Source organism: Clostridium sp. MB05, from assembly GCF_046581255.1.
In the GTDB taxonomy this organism is placed as follows: Bacteria; Bacillota; Clostridia; order Clostridiales; family Clostridiaceae; genus Clostridium.
Genome location: NZ_CP174370.1, coordinates 960537 through 985971, shown reverse-complemented (window position 1 = coordinate 985971; position 25435 = coordinate 960537). Strand labels below are relative to the sequence as shown.

The following is a 25435-nucleotide window of genomic DNA, read 5'->3' as shown; positions in this document are numbered from 1 at the left end:
TTTTAATCTATATTAATATAGATTATTGTTTTTATGTTAATGTTATTCCAGCTTCTGAGTTTAATTCTTTTATCTTCTTTGCAGGCACACCTATATATACGCCTAATCTCTCAGTATTTTTTATAATTAAACTTCCAGCCCCTATTAATGACTCATCTTCAATTGTTAAATTATTTATTATAGTTGAACCTATTCCTATAAAACACCCTTTTTTTATTTTTGTAAATCCAGCTATATTATTTCCAATTGATATAATATTATTTTCTCCTAAAATACTATCATGTCCAATAACTGTATTGCTATAAACAATATTATTATTTCCTATCTTTACATTAGGTTCAATAACTACATTAGATAAAATTAAATTGTTCTTCCCTAATTGTATAGGCTTATTTATAATTGCACTTTCATGAATATAATTTATGAAGTCGTACCCCTTTGCTAAAATATCATTATATATCTTATTACGAATTCTCATATTACTGTATCCAATAGCAGTTATAAACTTATATTTATTAACTGGAAATTTTGATTCTATATCTTCAAATGGTATAATATCTTTTCCTAACAAACATTTATCTTTTATATACTTCTCATTCACAGTAAAACAAGCAACATTGAATTCTTCATCATTGTTTAAATAGTAATAAACTTGTTTAGCTAAATCTCCACAGCCAAATATTATCACATCTATCATTTATACATCTTCTCCTAATAATATATCTTCAACTTCTAAATACTCAGAATATGTACCAAATTGAAATAATATATATCCATATCTATTAGAACTATCAGTTACACTTGTAAATATATTATTTATAGGTAAATCCTTCTCAATAATATATTTATTGAGATATTTATAATTCTTTATGATGTTATTTAAATCATCTTCGTTAAAAATAAAATAAACAAAAGAATATTTATTATATTTTTTTTCAATATTGCTAATCTTTCCTAGAGATTTGTTCATTACAGCTTCAGTAAAGTCAATTCCTGTAGACAATCTTACTAATTCACTTCCTATGAAATCTCCACCCATTCTAGCTCCTATTTCAATAATAAATATTGCATCTCTATCAACTTTTATCTCAACATGAGACGCACCATCGCAAATCTCCAATGCATTCAATCCATTAATTGCAACCTCTATAGCTTTCAATAAGGTTTCTTCTTTTATTCTTCCAGGTTGAAGATGAGCTCTCTCAATAAAATTTGGTGCTCCTGTAGTAAATTTTTCCGTTATTGCTAAAAAGCTATGTTTACCATTATCACTAAAAAACTCCATACTATATTCTTTTCCATCAATAAATTCTTCTACAATTACTTCTTTGCAAAAAGACTCATTTTTAGCCTTATTAATAGCTTCTTTTAACTCATTTATGTTGTTAATTTTATTTACTCCTCTACTACCTGACCTATCAGTAGGCTTTACTATTAATGGAGTTATCATATACTCAATATCACTATTATTAAACAAATCTTTAACTTTCTTAAATTTAGGACAAGGAACTTCTTTTTCGGATAAAGCTTTTCTCATTTCATATTTATCCGTAGAAATTTTTGTACAAAATAGTGAATTACCAACAAGATTTAAATTTGCTGCAATATAATTAACTGTTATCATCGCTAAATCTGAGCCAATAGATAATACTGCATCGACTCCTATTTCTATGCACTTTTTTAAGATTTTCTCTTTCTCTGTAATACTTATATCATAAAAAAAATCACAATACTGCTTTCCTACAGCACCATCCTCCCAAGCAAAAACATGGGTCTCTATATTGTTTTCTCTACACTTTAATATTAACTTAGCTTGATATTCATTTGCTCCAATTATCGCTATTTTCATTTATAATCCTCCGGATCATTTTAATTTTTAATCTCATCTCCATATAATTAAGTTCTTGCTCACTATATATTTAAATTATATTAACCTTAGTTATTAAAACTCGTTTAAGAAAAATTTATGTAATTATCTAAAATTACTATCTTTATTTAATAAAAAAATCGTTAATTTTGTCTATTATATATTCAACTTTAGATTTGTCCAATCCATAATACAATGGTAATCTCAATAATCTTTCACTTTCTCTAGTAGTGTATTTATCTTCTCCATGGAATCTTCCAAATTCTAAGCCAGCTTTTGAAGAATGAAGAGGTACATAATGAAACACACTTGATATATTTCTATCTTTTAAATAATTTATTAATTTAGTTCTTTCTTCTAAATCTTTAACTTTTATATAAAACATATGAGCATTATGTTTGCATTCCTTTGGAATATAAGGTAATTCTATCACGCCTTTATTTTCTAAATCTTTTAGACCTGTATAATATAAATTCCAACTATTTAACCTATCTTCATTTATATTATCTGCTTCCTCTAACTGAGCATAAAGATACGCCGCATTAAGTTCACTTGGTAAAAATGATGATCCAACATCCACCCATGAATACTTGTCAACCTGCCCTCTAAAAAATCTACTTCTATCAGTACCTTTTTCTCTTATAATTTCAGCTCTTTCAATAAAATCTTTATTTTGTATTAAAATAGCTCCGCCTTCACCCATACTATAATTCTTTGTTTCATGAAAACTATAACACCCAAAATCTCCTATTGTTCCTAAAGGTTGTCCTTTATAGCTTGCCATAACTCCTTGAGCTGCATCTTCTACAACATATAGATTATACTTTTTAGCGATTTTCATTATTTTATCCATCTCGCAAGAAATTCCTGCATAGTGAACTGGTATTATAACTTTTGTTTTTTCTGTTATAGCATCTTCAATTAACCTTTCATCTATATTCATAGTATCTGGTCTTATATCTACAAATACAATTTTAGCTCCTCTTAATACAAATGCATTTACCGTAGACACAAATGTATATGATGGAGCTATAACCTCATCTCCTGGTTTTATATCACATAATATAGCAGCCATTTCTAAAGCATGTGTACAAGATGTAGTTAATAGTGCCTTAGGTGTACTAAATTTACTTTGAAACCACTCATTACACTTCTTAGTAAAATTGCCATCTCCACACAACTTTCTATATTCCCTAATTGCTTCGCTTATATATTTTTCTTCTTTTCCAACAAAAGGTGGAACATTAAAATTTATCATATCTAATTCCCCAATCTAATATAATTTTTTCTCTAATATATTAGTATAAATCAGTTACCTATACATTTCATTATAGTAATTCAAATACTCACCAGATGTTACATTGTCCATCCATTCTTTATTATCTAAGTACCACTTAATAGTTTTAACTATTCCAACTTCAAATGTAGTTTCTGGGTACCATCCAAGTTCTTCTTTGATCTTAGTTGGATCTATTCCATATCTTCTATCATGACCTTTTCTATCTTCAACAAACTTCTTTAAATACGTATTTACTTTACTATCTACATTTTTATTTATATAGTCTATAACAGTATCAACTATTTGAAGGTTTGTTCTTTCATTATGTCCACCAACGTTGTAAATTTCACCTAATCTACCATTATTTATTACCATATCAATAGCCTTAGCATGATCTTCGACATATAACCAATCTCTTATATTTAATCCATCACCATAAATAGGTAAATCCTTTAATTTAAGGCAGTTATTTATAAGTAGTGGTATTAGTTTTTCTGGAAATTGGAATGGTCCATAGTTATTAGAGCATCTTGTTATGTTAACTGGCATTTTATAAGTATCTCCATATGCCTTAACCATCATATCTGAAGATGCTTTGCTTGCTGAATATGGACTATGTGGATCTAAAGGTGTATTTTCCATAAAATATCCAGTTTTTCCAAGAGATCCATAAACCTCATCAGTTGATACATGAAGAAATTTAACTCCTTTTTTCCAGCCAATTTCAGTTTCCCATGCATTCTTAGCACAGTTTAAAAGATTAACTGTTCCCATTACATTAGTTTTAGCAAAAACCTCTGGCTCTTTTATACTTCTATCAACATGAGATTCTGCTGCAAAATGAGCTACAAAATTAATTTCATACTTTTCAAATAAAGAAGATACTAATTCTGCATCACATATATCTCCTTGAACAAATATGTATCTCTTATCATCTTCAATAGATTTTAAATTTTCTAAATTTCCCGCATAAGTTAATTTATCTAAATTTATTATTCTAATATCTTCATATTTCTTTAGCATATATAAAACAAAATTAGAGCCTATAAATCCTGCTCCACCAGTTACTAGATAAGTCTTCATATAATCACCTACTTTAATCCTCATTAATAATATCAATCAAATATTTTCCGTACCCAGTTTTCATTAGTGGTTCTGCTAACTCTCTAACTTGATCTCTTGATATCCATCCTTTTCTATATGATATTTCCTCTAAACAAGCTATGTAAGTTCCCTGTGTATTTTGAATCACTTCAACAAAGTTAGAAGCCTGTAACATAGAGGTATGGGTTCCTGTATCTAACCATGCCATTCCACGACCAAATATTTCTACCTTTAACCTATTTTCATTCATATATAGCCTATTTAAATCAGTTATTTCTAGCTCTCCTCTTTCAGATGGCTTTAAGCTCTTAACTTTGTTGATAACAGTATTATCATAAAAATATAACCCTGGAACTGCATATTTTGATTTAGGTTTTAATGGCTTTTCTTCTAATGAAATAACATCTCTATTATTATCAAACTCAACTACTCCAAAAGCTCTAGGATCTTGAACATACTGTCCAAAAACTATAGCTCCTTCTTTTAATTTAGCAGCTCTTTCTAAATATCCTACCAATCCTTGTCCATAAAATATATTATCCCCTAAAATCATGGTAACATTATCTTTTCCAATGAAGTCCTCACCAATTAAAAAAGCTTCCGCTAGACCATTTGGTGATTCTTGAATTGCATATTCTATTCTCAATCCTAATTCTAAACCATCTTTAAACAACTCTTTAAAGCTAATAATATCTCTTGGTGTAGATATTATTAATATCTCTCTAATACCAGCTAACATAAGAACTGACATTGGATAATAAATCATAGGCTTATCATAAATAGGCACCATTTGCTTTGACATTGCTTTCGTAACAGGATAAAGTCTAGTACCTGAGCCACCGGCTAATATTATTCCTTTCATAATTCACACCTCTATATTTTTATAATTTAGTTTTTAAATATTTTTTGCAAGTCCAATATTAATTTCTCTTTTGAAAAATACCTTTTTACACTTTCAATATTTTTCACACTATCATTTAAATCTAAAGGAGTTAATAAGTCATTATAACTTGTAGTTGCATCAAATACTGTCAAATCGTGAGCCTTGCAAAAATCCCATGTAGTTACATCACTTCTTATATAAACCTTTTTACCAAATCCAAGTAAAGAAGTTATGTTACCTACTGCTTGCTGTCTTTTATGGTTAAATATTGCTATATCTATTTTGCTCAATATTTCTAGATATTCTTGAAGATCCATAAAGTCTAATAATGGGTTAAATTTATCCCCAAATATTCTTTTACCCTCATTTATTACTTTGTCTTTATAATCTTCATCCCCATAGGATAATGGACAAATTATTTTTATATTTTTATCTAAATAATTTTCTAACTTTTTAAAGATATCCAAGTGGTTATTAGTCGGATCTGCTGAATTTCCTATTTGTATATAAGTTGATCTATTTAAGTCTAAGTTATTTTGGGGTAAATCGTAGCACTTATAAAGATTGCTTGGATACATAAAAGAATACATATACTTACCCTTCGCTCCATACCATTCTTTAGCTAACTCATAATCTCCTTTTATATGAGTTATTAATCCTCCTAAATTACTTATTATTTTTTTTCTAATAACTTCGTTTAAATCAGATTTTAAATTTTTATTTCTTATTTTATATAAATATAAGTCTCCGCCCCAAATAACCCAATTACTTTTTTTTATTATACTTTTATTAATAAATAAATAATACTTAATCCAATTAGGAATAAATAATGAGTGCAATATAATCTTATCTGCTTTATTTACATATCTAATAGATTCTATTAGATTATTTTTACTATCTCTATTAACATATATTATATTATTGTATTGTTCCACTTCATGCTTATTATAATTAACATTTCTGCCATGTACTATAAATAAATGTTCATTTTCATTAAAAGTACTATTTATAAGCTTAATAAATGGAACAGTAAACTTTTCCTGCGGAAATAAATGTACTACCATATTTACCTCTCTAAACTTATTTCTTTATCTTATTTTTAACTATATCTATTAGTTCTAAAAATACATCTTTATATAAAAATATAACTATAATTATGTTGATAAAAGTTAAAATTACTACACCTATATTAAACTTATAGAAACTTGAATATGTAGCTAAAATATATATTGCTATAATAGATACTGCAAATTTCCCTAAGTTATAGTTAATGTAATAAAGCTTTTTTGAAAAATATGTTCTTAACATAAAAAATATTATATATGCGAATCCTGTTGATATAGCTGCTCCAGTAGCACCAAATTTAGGTACAAGAATTAAGTTTCCTATTAAGTTTACTAATGCTGATATAGCTGCTACATATATATGCTTCTTAGGCTGCTTTTTAAAATTAATGCCTATTACTGTAGTTTCCGATATTGTGTACATTATAGGCATAAATACTAAATAAGGAAAAATAAAAACAGCTTCTCTATATTTAGGTCCTAGTAATAAAACTATTATATCCTTGCAAGAAATAAGGCCAATTGCAATAACTAACATTCCAACTGTTACTATTTTGTTTATTTTTTGAAAGAATTCTTTATCACTTGGATTTTTAGAATATTTCTCAAATGCCACTGGTGTCCAAAAAGTAGTAAATGTAGTTTGTACAGCATTTAATAATGCAATTATAGTCATAGCTCCATTATATAACCCCACTTGTTCATATCCTGAAAATTCTTTAATCGTTATTCTATCTATTGATTGGAATATCCAAGTTATTGCCATAGAAAATACTAGTGGTAAACCATACTTTATAATTTCTTTTCTTGATGTATGTAATTTAATTCTACTCTTACTTGTCCACTCTTTATTTTCTATTGCAACAGCTAAAACTGTTATTAATGCATTTGTTAATACTATTGCTAATGTTAATGTCATATAATTATTTTTATAAACAAAAAATATTGCAATAGCAAATAATAAATTAGCTATTTTCATTATTATATTAAGTAAAGAATATAATTTAGCCTTTTGCTTCATTCTGATCTGAAGTAAGGCAAATCTTGAAATTATACTTAATAATAAGTTTATTACTAATAATACTGTAACAGCAAATGATTCTTGCTGAACTATATATATTGATATAGGTTTATAAAAAACTATAATTAAAACTCCTACAAATAAATTTATTATTAAAGGTAGCTTAATACAATTCCTTAAAAGTTTTCCCCTATTCTCCTCTTCTTCATCATAATAATACCTAACATACGCTTGATCTAATCCTAACATTCCTATTACTAATAACAGATTTGTAACAGTATTAAACATTCCAAATTTCCCGTTTTCTTCAGGGCTTATCATTCTAGTTATTATTGGAGATGATATAAAACCTAAGATTAAGGTTATTATACTTCCTATACCAAATTCCATAAACTTTTTAAACAAATTATTTTTCATCTTATCTCCTACATTACTTCACTATTTAAAACTATCTTATATTACTGTTAGATTTGATACTAGCCATAAATTTATAGATTTTTCTTAAATCTAATACTAAAATATAATTTTTCTACTTCTTCTCTAAATCTATAAAGACTTTATATTAAATCTCTATTTATATTACTTCATCTTCTTTGATTAAATGTGATTTAGAAGAGATTAAATAAATATAAATCATAATAACAATATACCTTGTTTGCCTAATTAGGTGAGTTGAAACTAATCCACTTGAGAGCATACTAATTAATAATATTCTTTCTGCTGGTCTATTTTTTAAACTTATATACATTTTTATAATAACTAAACATAAAAATATAATACTAATTATATTTAACTTCCACATAACTGTTATATATGTATTATCTGTAATAGTATACTCAATGATTTCACTATTACTATTTAGTTGAAAATAATAAGTGCTACCTAACCCTGAACCTAAAGGAAAATTATTCTTTATTTCTTTATGAAGTATATCATTAGTATATAGTCTATATTTTATAGATGTATCCATTTTAATATTAATCATATTTTGTATTCTTGGATCATTTGATGTTTTAATAGTATATATACCTAAAATAGCGATAAATGTTAATACATATATCGAAAAAATACGTTTATAATAATTCTTATCAGTAAATATCTTGTAAATAAAAATTAATACTATTGCTAATGAAAACATAACAATTGTTTGCCTATTTTTTAGAATGATAATTGAAGGAATTCCTAAAATTAAAAAACTAAATAATTTAATTTTTCCTTTTTTAAACTTATTAAAAATAAGATCAATTATTACTGGTAACCAAAAAGATAGCTCTGGGCCATATATTCTATTTTGAATTTCTTCTTTTTCTGAAACCATCATCTTATAAAAATTATTTATTTCTCCATTAGGAAAAATATAATTAATTATACATATTACACTACTTACTAAAGCTATATAATAAAATAATTCTAGCATATATGTTTTATTATTATACTTATTTTTATTATTAAATATTATTAAATACCAAAACATATAATTCATTATTATCATTACATCTGAAAATATGTAATTAATTTTGTTTCCGCTAATAATACCAACTAAAAAATCTATTAATAAACTAATGAAAAATATTATATTCGACTTTTTAATGTTATACTCCTTTGTTTTAATTTTATTAAATATAGATATCATTATGTATCCTAATATTATAATATCTAGTAATGAAATACCTTTAACATAGATTAACCTTCTAGTATAATAATTATATCCAAAAAATATTAGTATCCATAATGCAATATCTTTAATATTAATTTTCATCCATTTATAATCCTCGCTATTTATTTTTAATATAATCTTGTTTAGTAATTATTATAGTTACTTACCTTCACTGTTATTATAAAATTACTTCTTACTTTTTTTATATTACGATTAATAAATTTTAATATAAAATATATTTTTCTTATCTAGAAATTATTTTTCCTGCCTTTACAAATGAATTTTTCTTAATTACAACTGGACCAAATATCATACTATTCGGAGCTATTACACAATTTTCTTCTATGACAGGTTGTGATATTTCTTTACCTTCATAAATATCTGTTTTACCATTGTTACCTCCCAATGTAACTCCTTGATATATTTTGACTCTTCTATCTATTCTAACTTCATGCCCAATTACAATTCCTAAACCATGTATAAGCATGACTTCCTCTGAAATTTCAGCTCTATAGTCAATATCAACATTAAAAGTTACTCTATTAATAAACCAAATAACTTTAGCTAATAACTTTAATTTTCTTTTATACATATAATTGCTAATTCTAAATAATACCATACATAAAAAACAAGGGTTTATTATTACTGCCACTCTTGATTTAGATAATGAATTATTTTTATAATATTTAAAGTCTTTAATTATTTTTTTCATTTAATTTCTCCGTAATAATATAAATATTCTTTAATACAATATTCTTTTGAATACTTATTTGAAATAGCCGTTCTATAATTTATATCATAATATGTTTGTATGTTTTCTAGACTTTTTATTTCTTCTTCATCTAAATCCTCTATATTTTCTACAGCTACACCTAGCCTATTGTCATTTTTTATTAAATTGTAAAAATCTCCTATTTTACCTATCATACAAACTGAAAGACCTTTTGAAAAATATTCAGCCACTTTAACCGGACATGCAACTTCATTAAGTACAATATTATCTCTAAATATAACTCCTACATTTGATTTTGAATATATATTATCTAATTTATCTTTACTCAAGTTATACAATATTTGTAACTCAATATTTTTAACTTTTGCTACATTTCCTATTTTATTTTCAAACTCTATATTCCTATTTCCATTAAGGCAAAATATCCATTTAGATCCATCCTTACTTAATCTCATTACTTTATCATATTTTTCTAGCTTCTGATAAAATTGCTGTCCTCCAACATATAAATAAGTTAACTTCTTATCTTTTAAGTTAGTTATATTATTAATATTAGATTCAAATGAAGCAAAACAAGGTATTATAGACTTAAAATTTTCAATGTTATATATCGATTTGTAGTAATAAAATAGCTTCTTTGAAATAAAGTTTAAATATATGTCTTTATTTTCAAATAACTTTCTATCTATTTCTTTAAAGTAAATACTTCTTTTATAATTTAGATTCTTTAATTCTTCCGATGGAACGCTTCTTATATCTGAGTAAATAATTGTTTTATCAGTTTTACATTCTGAAGCTATAAGTCCTGCTTCTTGTCCTCTGCAGTGTACTATACTTTCTCTGATTTCTTTTGATAACTTATCTATTTTATGTTTTATTATCTTTTTTGCTATACTATATGATAGCATATTCTTATATCCTATATATGGAATAATTGTTACTTTAAACGTTTTGTTTTTCTTAACTTTTTTTATCTTATTTAAAATCTTTCTATTCCACCTAATATTTACTGCCTGAAGACATAATAGCTCTACATCATACTCTATACTAATTCTGCTATTTAATAATTCATATACCTGAGAATCAAAAACCGTAGAATTTATTCCCTCAAGTGTTATATATAGAATTTTTTTTTTCATTTTCATGCCTCACTTATTTTAAGTAATTCTAAGTAGTAACTAATATGATTTTTAATCATATTAGTCAAAGTAAATTGACTTAGAACCTTAGACTTCGCTTCTACCCCTAATTCATCTAAAATTTGCTTATTATCTAAAACAAACATCATTTTATTTAATATATCGTCCACCGATTTAGAGCTAACTATATATCCATTGAAATTATTATCTATTATTTCTCTATTTCCTCCTACATCTGTTGCTATTAATGATTTTGAATTAATCATTATCTCCATATTAGTCATTGGAAATCCTTCAAATATTGATGGTAATATATACATATCTAAAGAGGAGATTATGTTTATAATATCATTTCTAAATCCAGTCATAAATATATTTTTTTCTAATTTATTCACTTCAATAAAATTCTTAATTTCTGTTCTTAATTCCCCATCACCTATCAGTACAAGATTACAATCATATTTTTCGTTAACAATAGATTTGAATGCCTCTAACATATATCTTATACCTTTTTGTTCACTTAATCTTCCTATAAATCCAAAAGTAAAGCCCTCTATATTAAGTTCTTTTTTTAAATCTATTTTTTTTGCATTTATATATTTTTTTTCGTCTATACCATTATATATAACAGTTATATTTTTTTCTTTTACGCCATGCTTAATTAAATTATCTTTTACACTCTGTGATACAGAAATAATATTTTTTCCTCTTAAATTAATAAAGTTTTTACTTGGAAACACATTATGTTCTGAATGAACTACTTGTAAATTAGAATTCATTTTTGCCATTCTACATAAAAATGTAGTATATCTATGGTGTGAATGAATTATATTTATTTTCTCTTTTTTTATTATTTCTTTTATCTGAAAAATGGATTTTAATATATTTTTCTTATTATCTATCTTTAAATTATGAATATTTATATTTTTATTAACATACTCTAAAAACTTACCACCATTACAAATTAAATGTATTTCAAATTTATTTTCATCTAAATTATTCATTAAATCTAATATAACTTTTTGTGCTCCACCTATATTTAAATTAGGATATATATATATAATTTTAATCTTATCTTCCATGTAAAATCCCTTTCATTGTAAATTTAAAGTTTATTATATATATAACAAACTTTAAATTACCTATTATATATCTTTTAAACATTCTTCGTGGCTCTTGAATAAATCTGTAAAACCACTCTAGACCATACTTTTGCATCCATTTAGGTGCTCTTTTTGTTTTACCAGCTATAACATCAAAGCTACCTCCAACTCCCATAGCAAATGGCACTTGCATTATTTCCATATGATCTCTTATCCAGAACTCTTTTTTAGGTGAACTAAACGCCACAAATAATATATCAGCATTAGATTTTCTTATATCTTCTGCAATACTTTTAGACTCCTCATCTTTAAAATATCCATTTCTATAACCTGCTATTTTAAGCTTAGGATATTGTTCTTCAAACTTTCTTATTACTTCAGTTACTACTTCTTCTGTAGCTCCAAAAAAATATGGTCTATAACCCTTTTCAGCCGATATTTCAATTAATTCTGTAAATATATCTATACCTGCAACTCTTTCTGGTAAAGTATTTCCTAAAATTTTTGATCCCCAAACTATAGATTGTCCGTCGGCATTTATTATTGGACACTCATTAATTATTTTGGTTAATTCTTCATCCCTTTGCATTAAATTAATTTTACCTGCATTAATAACCACGTGCTGGATACACTTTCTATTCTTAATAGAATCCTCTATTTGTTCTAAAGTTTGCTCCATCGTTAAAGCATCTATATATGTATTTAAAAACCTTACTCTTTTCTTCATAAGAATTCTTAATTAGAATAAAATATTAACCATTAATTCTAATATTTTATCCTAATGTTCCCTTCATAGTTTCTATATCTTATAGATTTTCTTTCCTATATTAATAATATTTCTAGTATCATAAACAACTTTTTCACTCAACAATTCTTGATTATCTTTAATTTCATCATGACTTACTAAAACAATAACTAACTCTGTTTCCGTTAAAAAAGTATCCATATCCATTACTTGATTTTCAAACTTTTTTTCTTTTACAAGAGGATCATAAACTTTGATGTTATCTATATTATACTTATCAAATATAGATAATAATTGTAATGTTGGACTCTCTCTCAAATCATCAACATTTTCCTTATATGTTAGTCCATATAATCCTACTTTAGAATAATCCTTAATATTATTTTCTTTCATTATTCTATGTATCTTATCAAATACATATTTAGGCATTCCATCATTAACTTCTCTTGCACCTAACACAACATTAACTATATCAGGGTAATCTCCAACTAAGAACCATGGATCTACTGATATACAATGTCCTCCAACTCCCGGACCTGGTTGAAGTATATTAACTCTTGGATGCTTATTAGCTATTTTGATTAATTCATAAACATCCATACCTTCTCTATCACACATTTTCGCTAACTCATTGGCGAATGCTATATTTATATCTCTAAAAGTATTTTCTACTACTTTACTCATTTCAGCAGTCTTTATATCTGTAACAACAATCTCATTTTTACAAAACGACTTATACCAGGATTTAACTTCTTCTCCTACTTCTCTTGAATCTGCTCCAATAGTTCTGGAGTTATTTTCCAACTCATAAACCATTTTTCCTGGTATTATTCTTTCAGGGGCATGCACTAAATGTATATCTTGTCCTATTACAAATCCTCTTTCTTCTATTATAGGTCTAACAAATTTATCTATTGTTCCAGGAGATATTGTAGATTCAATAACAAGAATTGTTCCATTTTCACAAACTTCTAATACTTGTTTTACTGCTGAAACAACATAATTTGCATCAATTTGTTTTGTTTTCTTAATATAAGGTGTTGGAACTGTAATTATATATCTATTAGTTTTTTCATATTCAGCTTGAAACTTAATACCATTATTTACAGCTACATTAAATACTTCCTCTAAACCTTCTTCTTCAAAAGTTAATTTCCCCTTATTTAAAGTATCAACTAACTTTTTATTTAAATCAGTACCAACTACTTCTATTCCATTTGATGCAAACATAAGCGCTGTTGGTAATCCTATATATCCTAATCCTATAATATTTAATTTATTCATTTGCACTTCCCCCTTTAATTGTTAATGTCACATTTATGCTTTAATATTTCTAATATTCTTTCACAAGCTTTACCATCACCATAAGGATTAGTAGCTTGTTCCATAATTTTATAAGCTTCATCATTATTTATTAATTCATTTGCAGTACTTACTATTATTTCTTTTTCAATTCCTGCTAGCTTTACAGTACCAGATTCAACAGCTTCTGGTCTTTCTGTTTCTGTTCTTAACACGATGACCGGCTTTCCAAGTGCTGGAGCTTCTTCTTGTATTCCACCAGAGTCAGTCATTATTAAATAAACTTTACTCATTAAATTAGTAAACTCAACATATTCTAAAGGCTCAATTAAATGTACTTTCCCTTTATAACTATCAAAATATTTATGTGCTAATTCTCTAATTGATGGATTTTTATGCATTGGGAATATTATTTCTACCGCTTTATTATTTTCTATTAACTTAATAATAGCTTTAAATATATTTTCCATTGGTTCTCCCCAATTTTCTCTTCTATGAGTAGTTAGTAATATTACCTTTTTATTTTCAAAATCTATCTTATTTAAAGCATTTTCTTCAAATATATGATTCTTATTCACTACACTAAGTAAAGCATCTATAACTGTGTTTCCTGTTACATAAATTTTTTCATTACTTATGCCTTCTGAAAGTAAGTTACTTTCATTTGTTTTAGTTGGTGCAAAATGAAGGTTTGTAATAACTCCTGTTAATTTCCTATTTGCTTCTTCTGGGAAAGGAGAGTATATATCATAACTTCTTAGTCCAGCTTCAACATGTCCTACTGGCACCTTGTTATAAAATGCAGCTAAAGCTCCATTTAAAGTTGTTGATGTATCTCCATGAACAAGTACTATATCTGGACTACATTTTTTAATTACTTCATCTACACCATTAAGGACTTTATTTGAAATATCAACTATCGTTTGTCCATGAGCCATTATATCTAAATCATATTGTGGCTTTATATTAAATATATCTAAAACTGAATCTAGCATTTCCCTATGCTGAGCTGTTACACAAACTATTGATTCAAATATATCATCCTTCTCTAATGCTTTTACTAGAGGAGCCATTTTTATAGCTTCGGGTCTAGTTCCAAAAACACTAAGCACTCTTATTTTTTGCATAGTTTATTTCTCCTTCCCTTAACAAGCATTCTTATCCCCAAACAAAACAAAAAATGTTTGGAATATTAATTTTAAGTCTAGTAAAAAACCTCTATCATTTACATACTGTAAATCAAGATTCATCCAATCGTAAAAATCTATATTGTTTCGCCCTGAAACTTGCCAGTAACATGTTAAACCTGGTTTTACGCTTAATCTTTTTAACATCCACGGTTCAAATTTTTCTACTTCTTTTGGAAGGCTTGGCCTAGGTCCCACTAAACTCATTTCTCCCTTTAATATATTTATTAATTGTGGAAGTTCATCTATACTTGTTTTTCTTATAAACTTGCCTACTTTAGTAACTCTAGGATCATTTTTTATTTTAAACATAGGTCCTGACATTTCATTTTCTTTAGCTAAATTTACTTTTAGCTCTTCCGCATTTTCTACCATAGAACGAAACTTATACATTTTGAATTCTTTTCCATTTAATCCTATACGTTTTTGTGAGAATATAGCCTTGCCTTTAGATTCTAGTTTTATTAAAATAGCCACAATTAACAGGACTGGACTTAGAATAGTCAATCCTAAAAATGAAGCTATAATGTCAATAAATCTTTTTGATATTTCGTATAAAGCACTTTCTTTTTTTTCTATTTCAATTATCTCTTCATTTTCAATCTGAATTCTTTCCATTTTCCATTCTCAACCCCTTCACACCTAATATATAAATTATTTATTTAATTAACCTATACTAAACATACCAAAAAGCCCCTTTTTCTCTTTTATTAAGCTTCCATTAAACTTAACTTCCTCATTCTCTATAAGCTTTTCTCCTGAAGCTTTTAAGTAATTAAAGTAATCTTTATCTAAATTCTTTATAGCTTCAGTTCCACTTCTCATATCTGTGTTTCTTTTTGTATCTCTATGAGCATCAGAACCTATAAAGCTATAAATCTTATTTTTCAAAAACATATCAGCTGTTTTTTTAACATCTTTACCAAAGTCTCCAGTTATGCTTCCCATATTTACTTGAAAAAGAAATCCCTCTTTTATAAACTCATTTATCAAAGAAGGATTTTTTATAAATTTTTGATATCTTTCTGGATGGGCTATAACTGGTACTATTCCCTTAAGTTGTAACTCATATATATTTTCAACTGCTTCTTTAATAGAAAAATCTCTCATATTAAATTCAATTAGCATATATCTTGAATCATTTATGGTTCCTATATATCCATTATAATAATTTTCTAATAAGCTTGATGAGTAATATACTTCTTGTCCATAATATATATCAATATTTAAATTTTCCTCTTTGGCTAAGTTTTTTACATCTTCTATTCTTTTTTTCACTTCTTCTAGGGGAGCCTCGTAATATCCAGGCAGGAAGTGTGGGGTAGAAACTATCTTTGTAGTCCCTCCCTCAATTGCCTTTTTTAACATATTTAAGGTCATTTCCCTAGATTTAGATCCATCATCAATTTCCCAAATTAAATGAGAATGTAAATCTACCATATTTAACCCGCCTTTATAATATTTATTTTTCTCCGTAATAATAATAGTATTTATTTCTTGAGTTATCTACTCCATTTAATACTGTTCCAATAACATGTGCATTTACTTTCTTTAAAAGACTAACTGCATTTTGAACTGAATCTTTTTTTGTTTTTTCTGCTCTTACTACTAAAATTGTTCCATCTGCTTTGGTTGACAAAATTTGTGAATCCGTGACAGCTTGTACTGGTGGTGTATCTAAAATTATATAATCAAAGTTTTCTTTAAGATTTTCTATTAAATTAGTCATTGACTTTGATGAAAGCATTTCTGATGGGTTTGGTGGTATTTTACCAGAAGTTAAAATTACTAAATTTTTATTATATCTATGCATAGCTGTAGTTAAATCTTCTTTTCCTATAATTACATCTGATAAACCTATTATGTTTGAAATTCTAAATTTCTTATGTATTGAAGGCTTTCTTAAATCACAATCTATTAATATAACCTTTTTATCTCCTTGAGCTAAACATAAAGCAAGGTTTCCTGAAGTAGTTGACTTTCCTTCGCCTGGCTCTGAGCTTGTAACCATTATTACTCTGTATTCTTTATCAAAGGATGAGTATTGTATATTTGTTCTTAAAGTTCTATAGGTTTCTGCCGCTATAGATTTTGGTTCTTTTTCTACTATAAACATATTGTCCTCCTAAAGCTCCTTAACGTTAGGTATTACACCAATTACTGGAATATCTAACTCTCTTTCTAATTGTTCTTTAGTTTTAAATGTATTATCTAAAAATTCTAATAAAAATGCTAAGCCTACACTTACCATTAATCCAAGTAAAAATGCTATTGCTATATTGAGCTTTTTATTTGGACTTACTGGCTTTTCTGGGAACTGAACTTCTTCTATTACTTTTATATTTCCATTTGGAACTAAATCTTTAGATGTTTTTATAAATTCATCTGTTATTTCGCTTATAACTTCCTTTGCTTCTTGAGGATTAGTGCTTTTATATTTAATTTGTAGTATTTGTGTATCTGCAACTGGTACTACAGTTAAATTTGCTAAAACTCCTTCTGGCTTTAAATTAAAACTTGTATTATCTATACTTCTTGAAACTAAATCCTTAGTTTTTATTGCTTCAGAATATGTTTTCATAAGCTTTTGATACATAAGAACATCATTTTGATTATAAGCTTGATTTTCTCCTTCTTTACCTATAAACACTTTTGTAGAGGCCTCGTATTTAGGTTTTATTACAAAAAAATTTAACGCAGCTACTATTACTGTAGCTATTATTGTAATTGTAAATATCATTAACCATCTCTTTTTTAAGGCTTCAAATAATTCGTCTAATCTTATTACTTGTTCTTCCAATTAAATTCCTCCTAAACCATAATTACATTACAGGCTTATTATAACATTAAATCGTATATTTTTACACGTTTTAACATTTAAATTAAATATAAAATTTACTATTATTTAATTTTCTATTTAAACTCCCTTATATATCACTTAATTAAATATGTATTTTATCTGATTTATTAATTTAATATTATTTTTTATAATTATACCATTTTTTAACATAATTATTCGCATAAAATTTATTATTCCTTCTATAAACTTATTCAACAATATAAAATTATACCATAAATACACTATTTTGTTATGATTTTTTCATTAAAAATTATCTACATATTTAGATAATTTAAACCTTTCGACATTAATGTAGTTTTTTAATATCACTTTTATTAAATTTTTTATGAATTTTTATTTAATAAAATTATATATTTTGTTGATAAAAATTAAAATTATGTATATTTTTTATGCAAAATCGTGTATTTTCCTTGCTTGTAAACTCTTTTAATTGTAAAAACATTACCTATACTTCATCATACTTAAATTTAGTTTTTAATTTTATTTAATTGATTTTTATTAAATGTATTTTTTTGTCGTATCGCAATTTGTTTTTCTAATAATATAATATTTTTTTAATAAATATACATTTTACAGATGAATATACATTACTTCTATAGTTTTCTAAATTTCATCTATTTTATTGCATAAAAATAAGATATTCAGACCTTTACTGAATATCTTATTAAAAAATCTAACCCTTATTTAAAAAATCCAACCTTTTTTCTTTTTAGAATCTCTTAAAGGTTTTCTAGTTCCTGAACCTTCAGGTTTTAAAATAAATAAACTTTTTTTGCTTAAATCTATTACCTGCCTATCTATAAATTCTTTTTCTATTTTCTCTTCAAATCCAACAAATTGATATACATCTTTTTTTATTAAAGCCTTTGCTGCTTTTTGAACCTTTTTCCCATAAATCCCCTGTAAACTTCCTGGGTCTAATTGAAAAAGACAATCTTCTTCTAAAAGCTTATCTATCTTTTTATTATCTTCTATTATTTCTTCTATTTTTTCTGGACTAACTATTATAGGCACTAAATTACGTAACCTATACTCAAAAACTATTTCTAAAAGCTCATCTATTTTATTAGATTCTTCAACATCAAGCAAAATATAGTTACTATTATTTATACCTCCTGCATCCCCACTTATATAGTCTTTTACATTTTCATAGTTATCTCTTAATAAATTAGCTGAATATAATGTTAAATCTATATTTTTAGCTTTTAAGTAAGCGTTTAACTCTTCTACAATATTATTAACTTCATCTATACTTGTTTTACTTTCTATATCATAATATGCTGGTGCTAAAACTAATCTTTTTATATTACACTTAATTGCTTCATCTATTTTTTTAAGTAAACATGTTGATTTAAATTCTCCTCGTATAACTAAATCCTTAAAAATTAAATTTGCAAATAACATTTTATCCCCCCGCTCCCATATATCATATTTTAATTATAGATTTAAAATTTTCTTTAAACCACAATTTTATTTCTACAGCTTTAGACAGGTTAATAGTAAATTTATATATTTAATGTTAAATATTAGTTCAAATCTAGTTAATATATACTCTATTAGCATATATTTAATTATTTTTATTCCCTTATTTAATATTGTTTATAACTAGATTAATGTATTTGGAGTAAATTTCCATTTTTTTGTATTATTTTAACTAAATATTTTTTTAAAATTTTTTCTCAAAAAATATTTTTTTAGGATATTTATTTAATGAAATAAATTTTTATATTAAAGGAGAGAAGAATTTTATGGAGGATTTATTAAAGAAAGCAAAAAATCAGGATTCTTTTGCAAAGGAAGAAATAATAAAAATGTATTATCCATTAATAATAAAAGAAGCTAAAGGAATTTATCTTAAGAACAAATCCTTTGATGATCTTATTCAAATTGGTATTGTAAATTTACTTAATGCTATAAATAAATTTGATTTATCTAAAAAGGCTAGTAGTTTTCCTTCTTATGCTCTTTGGGCAATTAAAAATGGTTTTAGATATATTTGTAGAAGGGAAATTAAATATAATGATGAGTTTAGTTTAAATAAAACTACTGATGATGGTTATGAGTTAGGGGAAAGTATATTAGATGCAGGCACTAACCCTGAAGAAGATGTAATTAATGATATTTTATATGAAAGGCTATATTTAGCTTTAGATTATTTAGATCCTGAGGAAAGGGAGTTAATTGAATTTCTTTATATATCTAATAAAAAACCAAATCTTTCTAAGTACAGTATTTTAAAGGACAAAGATTATTATTATTGTAGTTGCTTAAAAAAGAGAGCTCTTCATAAATTAAAAAGTATAACGCTTAATGTGTATTAATACAAGTGAGGAGAGTAATTTTCTTTGTTCCGTCGCTTCGCTCCAAGTCACCATAAAATTACTCTCCACACTTGTAATCACATTTTAAAAACTTTAAACTTTTATACTTTCATAAAAATTAAAAAAATTATACTTTAAATAACTACTTCCTTTCTTAATTTTTCTATTATTTTATCCTTCATGTATCTCATTTTATGATATTCAATATTTTGACTTTTTGAGTAATCCTTTAAGGTTATTCCTTTTACATATAGTGAGTTAAGTAAAGCCTTTTCACTGGATTTTAGTTTTTCTATAACATTATATAAACTTTCTCTTAATTCTTTTTTTATATAATCTTCAGTTATATTAGTATTTTTATCTACTATTTCTTTTATATCTATTGAGGAGACTATTTCTTTATTCAATTTATTGTCATAGTATTTTTTAGTAGCCTTTTCTATTTCTTTATACATTTGGTTTCTTATTCCCTTTTGTACATAAGCCGAAAAGGATTCACTTAAGTCAATGTTAAACTTATCTACTAATTTAATTATTGTAAGCCTTGTTATTTGTTTAATATCTTCTGTATCGCAGCCGTATATATAGTAGCTAATTGAAGTTTTGTAAACTAATGGCTCAAAACTATTTAGTATTTCTTCCATTGCTTTTTTATCCCCTTGTTTAGCTTTTTTGATTAATTGATTCATAAATTCATCTCCCTCAAATTTATTACAATTAAATTATATCAAACACACGTTCGTTGTTCCACATATTATTATCGCAATTTATGACAGAATGCTTTATTTTAATAAAATTTTTATTTTTTTGAATTTTAGATTATACTAGTGATAAAGAGTTTTTTAAACTTATATTTTTACTAGGAGGATTTTATATATGAAGCAAAATATTAAACTAATTTGCATAGATATGGATGGTACTTTACTTAATAGTAAACATGAAGTAAGTGAAAAAAATAAGAATGCCCTAAAAAAAGCTAAAGAAATGGGTATTAATATAGCTGTTACTACTGGAAGACTTTTTTGCTCTGCAAGATATTACTCTGATTTACTTGGGATTGATACCCCTGTTATAGCTTCTAATGGTGCTTATATTAAAAATAAGTATGAAGATGACCCTATACTTGAATGTCCTATCCCTAAAGATATGTTAATCGACATTTATAAAATTATTAAAAAACATGATTTAATTGTTAACTCTAATAGTTGGAATACTTTTATTAGAGATGCTGAAATCCCTGAAGGCCATGCTTATAAAACTATGAATAAGGATTTACCTGAAGGAAAAAAGGTTAATTTTATAGTAAGTGAAGATTTTATATCTGCTATAAATGAATTTGAAGGTAACCTTCTCAAGATAATAATCGTCGAAGATGAAAATAAAGAGAAGCTTTGGAGAGCTAAAGAAGAGCTTCAATCAATTTACAAGGATAAACTTCACATAGTTAGCTCTGGTACAAATAATTTTGAAATAATGATTGGAAATGTTTCTAAGGGAAATGCTGTAGCTTACTTAGCTGATTCTCTTCATATACCAAGTGAAGAAATTATGTGCATAGGTGACTCTGAAAATGATATTTCAATGCTTAAGTTTGCTGGACTTGGAGTTGCAATGGGAAATGGGCTTCAAATGGTTAAGGATATAGCAGATTTTGTAACTGATACTAATGATAATGATGGCGTTGCTAAAGCCATTGAAAAGTTTGTTTTAGGACAGTAAGGGATATTAGATAAATTTACATAAAATTTCAAAAAGGCTATATCAACTCTAAGTGATATAGCCTATACTTTTTATTTATTCATATTTTCGTAGTCTTTTAAGAATTTTTCTATTCCTATGTCTGTTAATGTATGTTTTGTCATTTGGACTATTACATTGTATGGAATTGTTGCTATATGTGATCCTGCTAATGCACATTCTAAAACATGCATTGGATTTCTTACACTAGCAGATATTATTTCTGTATTTATATTATGTATTTTAAACATTTCTGCTATTTCTTTAACTATGTTTATTCCTGGGTTTCCTATATCATCCAATCTACCTAAGAATGGGCTTACATAAGATGCACCTGCTCTTGCTGCAAGTAAGGCTTGTAGTGGAGAGAATATTAATGTTACATTTGTTTTTATTCCTTCTTTTGATAAAACACTAACTGCTTTTAATCCTTCTTCACACATAGGAATTTTTATTACTATGTTTTTATGAAGTTTTGATAATTCTCTTCCTTCTTTAATCATAGCTTCATGCTCTAAAGATATAACTTCTCCACTTATAGGGCCATCTACTATTTCACATATTTCCTCTATTACTTCTTTTAGATCTCTTCCCTCCTTTGCTATTAAAGATGGATTAGTTGTAACTCCTGCTAGTACTCCTAGCTTACTTGCTTTTCTTATTTCGTCAACATTAGCTGTATCTATAAAAATTTTCATATATTAACTCCTCCTAAGGCTTTGCCATTTTTATTTTGTAGATTAATCATCTTATACTCTAGCTATGTTATGGCAATTTATAATGTTAATTATACTGTTTTATTAAACATGTTATTTTATAATATTTCTTTAGCTCTTGAAGCTATTTCTTCTGCTGTTAGTTTATATTTTTCCATTAATTCATCTGGAGTTCCTGACTCTCCAAAAACATCATTTATTCCTACTTTTTCTACTCTTGCTGGAGAGTTCTTACAAACTACTGCACTTACTGTATCTCCAAGTCCACCTATAATAGAATGTTCTTCAGCTGTTATTATTCCTTTTGTTTCTTTAGCTGCTTTTATAATTATTTCTTCATCTATTGGCTTTATAGTTGCCATATTTATAACCCTTGCATTTATTCCTTCTTCTTCTAGGATTTTAGCTGCATCTAAAGCTTTTGCAACCATCATACCTGTAGCAATAATAGTTATATCATTACCTTCTTTTAAAAGTGATCCTTTTCCTATTTCAAATTTATAATTTTCATCATATAAGTCTGGTGTTGTACATCTACCAAATCTTAAGTATACTGGTCCATTCATTTTTGCTGCTGCTTTTACTGCTTCCATTGCTTCTTTATCATCAGCTGGTACTATTACTGTCATATTAGGTAGTGAAGTCATTAATGCTATATCTTCTATAGATTGATGAGAGCCTCCATCTTCTCCAACTGTTATTCCTGCATGAGTTGCTGCTATTTTAACATTCATCTTTGGATAACAAATTGAATTTCTTATTATTTCAAAAGCCCGTCCCGTTGCAAATACAGCAAAGGTACTTGCAAATGGTATTTTTCCTACATTAGCTAATCCTGCTGCTACTCCCATTAAATTTTGCTCTGCTATTCCTACATTAAAAAATCTATCTGGAAATTCATTTAAGAATATATTTGTTTTTGTTGATTTTGAAAGGTCAGCATCTAAAACCACTATATTTTCGTTTTTTCTGCCTATAGCTGCCAGTGCTGCTCCATAAGATTCTCTAGTTGCTTTTCCCATATTAACCTCCTAGTTACCTAGCTCTTTTATAGCTAATTGTTGTTGTTCATCATTAGGTGCTTGTCCATGCCATCCTGCTTGGTTTTCCATAAAGCTTACGCCTTTACCTTTAACTGTTTTAGCTATAATCATAGCTGGTCCATTTACTTCATTTGCTTTTTTAAAAGCTTCATCTATAGAATCATAGTCATGTCCATCACATGGAATTACAGTCCATCCAAAGCTTTCAAATTTTTCTTTTACTGGAGAAATAGTCATTACATCATCATTTTTACCATCAATTTGTAAGCCATTATAATCTAATATAGCTACTAAATTATTTAATTTATAATGAGCTGCACACATTGAAGCTTCCCATACTAAACCTTCTTGTATTTCTCCATCTCCTAACAAGCAATAAACTTTGCTTTCTTGGTTGCTTAATTTTAAACCTAAAGCCATTCCAACTGCATTTGATATACCTTGACCAAGAGATCCCGTTGAAACATCTACTCCTGGGATATGCTTAGAATCTGGATGTCCTTGAAGGAGTCTTCCTATTTTTCTAAGTCCAGTAAATTCACTTTTATCAAAGAAACCTTTTTCTCCAAGTACACTATATAAAGCTGGTGCTCCATGACCTTTTGATAAAACAAATCTATCTCTATTTACCATCTTCGGATTTTCAGGATCTATGCTCATTTCTTCAAAGAATAAGTATGTCATTATATCTGCACAGGATAAGGAACCACCTGGATGTCCTGATTTTGCACTGTGAATCATATTAATAATATTTTTTCTTACTTCTTTAGATACTTCTATTAAATAATCTTTATTCAAGTTACTTTCCCCCTTTGTTACTTAGAGCACTTTTGAATTTTATATCCATAAATTTTCTTGTGTTCTTTATAACTTCTTTCCAATCTTCATTTCCTACATACCAAAATTCTGCTGTAAATTTTCTAACTCCTAGGTTTAATGAAGTTTCTATTATATCTTCAAAATTTACGTGACCTGTTCCAAATGGTATTTCTCTAAACTTTCCTGGAACTGTTTCTTTAAGATGTACTGCTGCTAAATGTCCTGCTCCTATTTTAAAGTCATCACTAGCTGTTCTTTCTGTATTTAACACAGCATTAGTTACGTTACCACAATCAGGATAAACTTGAAGATACGGTGAGTTTACTAAATTTACGTATTCCATTGCTTTTTCTACAGTATTTAAGAAATCTGTTTCCATAGTTTCAAAGGCTAGAATTACTCCTTTTTTTGATGCCATTTCTACTGATTTTTCTAGATTTTTTATGAAAAGCTCTTTTGTTTCTTCGTTGCTTTCTTCATAGTAAACATCATAGCCAGCTATTTGAATTACTCTTATTCCAAGGTCATAAGCTAGGTCTATTGCTTTCTCCATTATTTCTAAGGCTCTATTTCTTGTTTCTTCATTTAAACTTCCTAAAGGATATTTTCTATGTCCACTTAAGCACATTGTTCTTATCGGAAGTCCAACTTCAAACATAGCCTTTACTATTTCAAATCTTTCTTCTTTAGTCATATCAAGTCTTGCTAGTTTTTCATCAGTTTCATCTATACTTATTTCCATATAATCGAATCCACATTCTCTAGCACATTGTAATTTTTCTTTGAAGCTTAATGTATTAGGCATTGATTTTTCGTATAAGCCTAATGTATATTCAAAGCTCATATATATACCTC

Annotated in this window: 26 protein-coding genes; 2 read left to right on the top strand and 24 right to left on the bottom strand. The window is 26.7% G+C overall.

Annotated features, from left to right (window positions below):
* Nucleotides 1-31 precede the first annotated feature (31 nt).
* The 19 genes from ACH36K_RS04770 to ACH36K_RS04680 all read right to left on the bottom strand — a co-directional run bounded on the left by ACH36K_RS04770 (nucleotide 32) and on the right by ACH36K_RS04680 (nucleotide 19348).
* Nucleotides 32-697 (bottom strand): acetyltransferase, encoded by a 666-nt coding sequence (locus ACH36K_RS04770; RefSeq protein WP_411169815.1) that lies wholly within the window; start codon nucleotides 695-697, stop codon nucleotides 32-34.
* Nucleotides 698-1849 carry an acetyl-CoA carboxylase biotin carboxylase subunit family protein gene (locus ACH36K_RS04765; RefSeq protein ID WP_411169814.1) on the bottom strand — a complete coding sequence of 384 codons (1152 nt, stop codon included), beginning with the start codon at nucleotides 1847-1849 and terminating at the stop codon, nucleotides 698-700.
* Nucleotides 1850-1991: 142 nt separating this feature from the next.
* On the bottom strand, nucleotides 1992-3125 hold the full coding sequence (gene rffA, locus ACH36K_RS04760) for a dTDP-4-amino-4,6-dideoxygalactose transaminase (RefSeq protein ID WP_411169813.1): 1134 nt from the start codon (nucleotides 3123-3125) through the stop codon (nucleotides 1992-1994).
* A 54-nt stretch (nucleotides 3126-3179) separates the two neighbouring features.
* Nucleotides 3180-4229 (bottom strand): dTDP-glucose 4,6-dehydratase, encoded by a 1050-nt coding sequence (rfbB, locus tag ACH36K_RS04755; RefSeq protein WP_411169812.1) that lies wholly within the window; start codon nucleotides 4227-4229, stop codon nucleotides 3180-3182.
* Nucleotides 4230-4242: 13 nt separating this feature from the next.
* Complete coding sequence (gene rfbA, locus ACH36K_RS04750) at nucleotides 4243-5112, bottom strand: glucose-1-phosphate thymidylyltransferase RfbA (RefSeq protein WP_411169811.1); 870 nt, start codon at nucleotides 5110-5112, stop codon at nucleotides 4243-4245.
* A 26-nt stretch (nucleotides 5113-5138) separates the two neighbouring features.
* Complete coding sequence (locus ACH36K_RS04745) at nucleotides 5139-6197, bottom strand: TDP-N-acetylfucosamine:lipid II N-acetylfucosaminyltransferase (RefSeq protein WP_411169810.1); 1059 nt, start codon at nucleotides 6195-6197, stop codon at nucleotides 5139-5141.
* 16 nt (nucleotides 6198-6213) lie between these two features.
* A complete protein-coding gene (locus ACH36K_RS04740; RefSeq protein ID WP_411169809.1) occupies nucleotides 6214-7635 on the bottom strand; it encodes an oligosaccharide flippase family protein in 1422 nt (473 codons plus the stop codon).
* 157 nt (nucleotides 7636-7792) lie between these two features.
* Entirely contained in the window at nucleotides 7793-8977 is a 1185-nt protein-coding gene (locus ACH36K_RS04735; protein WP_411169808.1) for a hypothetical protein, read from the bottom strand.
* Nucleotides 8978-9119: 142 nt separating this feature from the next.
* Nucleotides 9120-9587, bottom strand: coding sequence for a serine O-acetyltransferase (locus ACH36K_RS04730; protein ID WP_411169807.1), 468 nt, complete (start codon nucleotides 9585-9587; stop codon nucleotides 9120-9122).
* Nucleotides 9584-10747 (bottom strand): hypothetical protein, encoded by a 1164-nt coding sequence (locus tag ACH36K_RS04725; protein WP_411169806.1) that lies wholly within the window; start codon nucleotides 10745-10747, stop codon nucleotides 9584-9586. The genes ACH36K_RS04730 and ACH36K_RS04725 overlap by 4 nt, the downstream gene beginning before the upstream one ends.
* Before the next feature lie 2 nt (nucleotides 10748-10749).
* Nucleotides 10750-11829 (bottom strand): glycosyltransferase family 4 protein, encoded by a 1080-nt coding sequence (locus tag ACH36K_RS04720; RefSeq protein ID WP_411169805.1) that lies wholly within the window; start codon nucleotides 11827-11829, stop codon nucleotides 10750-10752.
* Nucleotides 11819-12577, bottom strand: coding sequence for a WecB/TagA/CpsF family glycosyltransferase (locus ACH36K_RS04715; RefSeq protein WP_411169804.1), 759 nt, complete (start codon nucleotides 12575-12577; stop codon nucleotides 11819-11821). The genes ACH36K_RS04720 and ACH36K_RS04715 overlap by 11 nt, the downstream gene beginning before the upstream one ends.
* Nucleotides 12578-12649: 72 nt before the next feature.
* The gene (locus tag ACH36K_RS04710) at nucleotides 12650-13879 is read right to left on the bottom strand and encodes a nucleotide sugar dehydrogenase (protein WP_411169803.1); all 1230 of its coding nucleotides are present in this window, start codon (nucleotides 13877-13879) and stop codon (nucleotides 12650-12652) included.
* Between the two features lie 14 nt (nucleotides 13880-13893).
* A complete protein-coding gene (wecB, locus tag ACH36K_RS04705; RefSeq protein ID WP_411169802.1) occupies nucleotides 13894-15024 on the bottom strand; it encodes a non-hydrolyzing UDP-N-acetylglucosamine 2-epimerase in 1131 nt (376 codons plus the stop codon).
* Nucleotides 15025-15042: 18 nt separating this feature from the next.
* Complete coding sequence (locus tag ACH36K_RS04700) at nucleotides 15043-15702, bottom strand: sugar transferase (RefSeq protein WP_411169801.1); 660 nt, start codon at nucleotides 15700-15702, stop codon at nucleotides 15043-15045.
* A gap of 48 nt (nucleotides 15703-15750) precedes the next feature.
* The gene (locus ACH36K_RS04695) at nucleotides 15751-16524 is read right to left on the bottom strand and encodes a tyrosine-protein phosphatase (protein WP_411169800.1); all 774 of its coding nucleotides are present in this window, start codon (nucleotides 16522-16524) and stop codon (nucleotides 15751-15753) included.
* 22 nt (nucleotides 16525-16546) lie between these two features.
* Nucleotides 16547-17200 carry a CpsD/CapB family tyrosine-protein kinase gene (locus tag ACH36K_RS04690; protein WP_411169799.1) on the bottom strand — a complete coding sequence of 218 codons (654 nt, stop codon included), beginning with the start codon at nucleotides 17198-17200 and terminating at the stop codon, nucleotides 16547-16549.
* A 9-nt stretch (nucleotides 17201-17209) separates the two neighbouring features.
* The gene (locus ACH36K_RS04685) at nucleotides 17210-17884 is read right to left on the bottom strand and encodes a YveK family protein (RefSeq protein ID WP_411169798.1); all 675 of its coding nucleotides are present in this window, start codon (nucleotides 17882-17884) and stop codon (nucleotides 17210-17212) included.
* Between the two features lie 744 nt (nucleotides 17885-18628).
* Nucleotides 18629-19348 (bottom strand): CpsB/CapC family capsule biosynthesis tyrosine phosphatase, encoded by a 720-nt coding sequence (locus ACH36K_RS04680; RefSeq protein WP_411169797.1) that lies wholly within the window; start codon nucleotides 19346-19348, stop codon nucleotides 18629-18631.
* A gap of 344 nt (nucleotides 19349-19692) precedes the next feature.
* Between ACH36K_RS04680 and ACH36K_RS04675 the strand changes: the two genes are divergently transcribed.
* A complete protein-coding gene (locus tag ACH36K_RS04675; protein WP_411169796.1) occupies nucleotides 19693-20265 on the top strand; it encodes a sigma-70 family RNA polymerase sigma factor in 573 nt (190 codons plus the stop codon).
* 134 nt (nucleotides 20266-20399) lie between these two features.
* On the opposite strand, the gene ACH36K_RS04670 is transcribed toward ACH36K_RS04675, so the two are convergent.
* A complete protein-coding gene (locus ACH36K_RS04670) occupies nucleotides 20400-20954 on the bottom strand; it encodes a sigma-70 family RNA polymerase sigma factor (protein ID WP_411169795.1) in 555 nt (184 codons plus the stop codon).
* 187 nt (nucleotides 20955-21141) lie between these two features.
* Here ACH36K_RS04670 and ACH36K_RS04665 point away from each other — a divergent pair, with 187 nt between their 5' ends.
* The gene (locus ACH36K_RS04665; protein WP_411169794.1) at nucleotides 21142-21984 is read left to right on the top strand and encodes a Cof-type HAD-IIB family hydrolase; all 843 of its coding nucleotides are present in this window, start codon (nucleotides 21142-21144) and stop codon (nucleotides 21982-21984) included.
* A 71-nt stretch (nucleotides 21985-22055) separates the two neighbouring features.
* On the opposite strand, the gene fsa is transcribed toward ACH36K_RS04665, so the two are convergent.
* The 4 genes from fsa to ACH36K_RS04645 form a co-directional block, all read right to left on the bottom strand.
* Complete coding sequence (gene fsa / locus ACH36K_RS04660; RefSeq protein ID WP_411169793.1) at nucleotides 22056-22700, bottom strand: fructose-6-phosphate aldolase; 645 nt, start codon at nucleotides 22698-22700, stop codon at nucleotides 22056-22058.
* 116 nt (nucleotides 22701-22816) lie between these two features.
* Nucleotides 22817-23740, bottom strand: a complete 924-nt coding sequence (locus ACH36K_RS04655; RefSeq protein WP_411169792.1) for a transketolase family protein — start codon at nucleotides 23738-23740, stop codon at nucleotides 22817-22819.
* A 9-nt stretch (nucleotides 23741-23749) separates the two neighbouring features.
* On the bottom strand, nucleotides 23750-24559 hold the full coding sequence (locus ACH36K_RS04650) for a transketolase (RefSeq protein ID WP_411169791.1): 810 nt from the start codon (nucleotides 24557-24559) through the stop codon (nucleotides 23750-23752).
* 1 nt (nucleotide 24560) lies between these two features.
* Complete coding sequence (locus ACH36K_RS04645; RefSeq protein WP_411169790.1) at nucleotides 24561-25424, bottom strand: L-ribulose-5-phosphate 3-epimerase; 864 nt, start codon at nucleotides 25422-25424, stop codon at nucleotides 24561-24563.
* Nucleotides 25425-25435 lie beyond the last annotated feature (11 nt).